Genomic DNA, 2397 nt, shown 5'->3' with positions numbered 1-2397 from the left:
AACCTCTCCGCAATCCCCAGCACCGACTCTTCGACACCGGAAATCACCACCGACCGCGGACCATTCACCGCCGCAATCGACACACCCTCAACCAGCAACGGCGTCACCTCGTCCTCCGAGGCCACCAACGACACCATCGCACCACCCGACGGCAACGCCTGCATCAACCGCGCACGCGCCGACACCAGCGTGCACGCATCCTCCAGAGAGAGCACCCCGGCCACATGCGCGGCCGCGATCTCACCGATCGAATGCCCCGCAACCTGATCCGGTCGGATGCCCCACGACTCCAGCAACCGGAACAACGCCACCTCGAGCGCGAACAACGCGGGCTGCGCCCACTCCGTCCGGTCCAGCAGCGCCGCGTCGTTACCGAAGACAACCTCGCGCACCGGAAGCAACGCGAAGACGACATCAAGAGCCTCGGCGAACACCGGGTACCGCTCGTACAACTCCCGGCCCATCCCCAGCCGCTGCGAACCCTGACCCGCGAACAGGAACGCCACCTTGCCGGGCTTGGCGGTCCCGTGCACCACGGACGGCGAGACTTCCCCGGAGACCACTGTGGACAGTCCGGCGAGCAGGTCGTCCCGGGTCTCCGCCAGCACCGCGGCGCGGTGCCCGAAGTGGGTCCGCTGGGTGGCGAGCGCGCGGGCGAGGTCGCCGGGGAGCAGCTCCGGGTTTCCGGTCACGAAGCCGAGCAGCCGCTCGGCCTGGGCGCGCACCGCTTCCGGGGTCTTGCCGGAGACCGGCACCGGCACGGTCCCGGCGGGTGCGGGTGACACCGTGGTTTCGGCGGGCGGGGCCTGTTCCAGCACCACGTGCGCGTTGGTGCCGCTGACCCCGAACGAGGACACGGCGGCGCGGCGCGGGTGGCCGTTCTCCCGCCACGGCACGGGTTCGGTCAGCAGCTCGACGGCGCCTGCCGTCCAGTCCACGTGGGACGTCGGCGCGTCGACGTGCAGGGTCTTCGGCAGCACGCCGTGCCGCATGGCCATGACCATCTTGATGATCCCGGCGACGCCGGCGGCCGACTGCGCGTGGCCGATGTTGGACTTGACCGAGCCGAGGAACAGCGGCTGCTCCCGGTCCTGCCCGTAGGTCGCGAGCAGCGCCTGGGCTTCGATCGGGTCCCCGAGCACCGTGCCGGTGCCGTGCGCCTCGACGGCGTCCACTTCGGACGGTGTCAGGCCCGCGTTCGCCAGCGCCTGCCGGATGACGCGCTGCTGCGACGGGCCGTTCGGCGCGGTGAGCCCGTTGGAGGCGCCGTCCTGGTTCACCGCGGACCCGCGGACGACGGCGAGGATCCGGTGGCCGTTGCGCCGCGCGTCGGACAGCCGCTCCAGCATCAGCAGGCCGACACCTTCGGACCAGCCGGTGCCCGCGGCCGACTCGGCGAACGAGCGGCACCGGCCGTTCGACGACAGGCCGCCCTGGGAGCTGAACTCCACGAACGCCGCCGGCGTGGCCATCACGGTCACGCCGCCGGCCAGCGCCAGCGAGCACTCCCCACGGGTCAGGGCCTGCGCCGCGAGGTGCAGCGCCACCAGCGAGGACGAGCACGCCGTGTCGACGGTGACCGCCGGGCCCCCGAGCCCGAAGGTGTAGGACAGCCGGCCGGAGATCACGCTGGTGGCCTGCCCGGTGAGCAGGTGGCCCTGCAGGTCGGCCGGCGGGGTGTAGCCGTTGCCGGACCCGCCGATGTAGACGCCGGCGTCGGAGCCGCGGAGCGTGGCCGGGTCGATCCCGGCGCGCTCGAAGACCTCCCACGCCGCCTCCAGCAGCACCCGCTGCTGCGGGTCCATGGCCAGCGCCTCCCGCGGCGAGATCCCGAAGAACCCGGCGTCGAAGCCGGCGACGTCCTCGACGAACCCGCCTTCACGGACGTAGGAGGTGCCCGCGCGGTCGCCGTCCGGGTCGTAGAGCCCGGTCAGGTCCCAGCCGCGGTCGGCGGGGAACTCCGAGATCGCGTCGACGCCGTCGTCGACGAGCCGCCAGAGATCCTCCGGCGACCGGACCCCGCCGGGGTAGCGGCAGCTCATGCCGATGATCACGACCGGGTCGTCGGAAACCTCGCGGACGACGGCCGGAGCGACTACTTCGGCACCTTCGCCGAGCAGCTCAGCGCGCAGGAAACCGGCCGCCGCCACCGGGTTCGGGTGGTCGAAGACGAGGGTCGAGGGCAGCGTGAGCCCGGTGGCGGCGTTGAGGCGGTTGCGCAGCTCGACCGCGGTGAGCGAGTCGAAGCCGAGCTCCTTGAACGGCTTCTCCGGGGCGATCGCGTCCGGGCCGTCGAAGCCCATGAGCGCGGCGACCTGGGCGCGGATCAGCGCCAGCAGGACGGCGTCGCGCTCGGTTCCGGGCAGCGCGAGCAGCCGGTCGCGCAGTGCGGACGCC

At 72.5% G+C, this 2397-nt stretch carries 1 protein-coding gene; it reads right to left on the bottom strand.

The annotated features are described in order from the left end of the window. On the bottom strand, nt 1–2397 hold a 2397-nt coding region (locus G3I65_RS45880), incomplete at both ends, for a type I polyketide synthase (protein ID WP_160701666.1).

This window comes from Amycolatopsis sp. SID8362 (assembly GCF_010550475.1).
Lineage (GTDB): Bacteria > Actinomycetota > Actinomycetes > Mycobacteriales > Pseudonocardiaceae > Amycolatopsis > Amycolatopsis eburnea.
The sequence above is the reverse complement of the archived record's forward strand: the minus strand, read 5'-3'. Positions and strand labels throughout refer to the sequence as shown.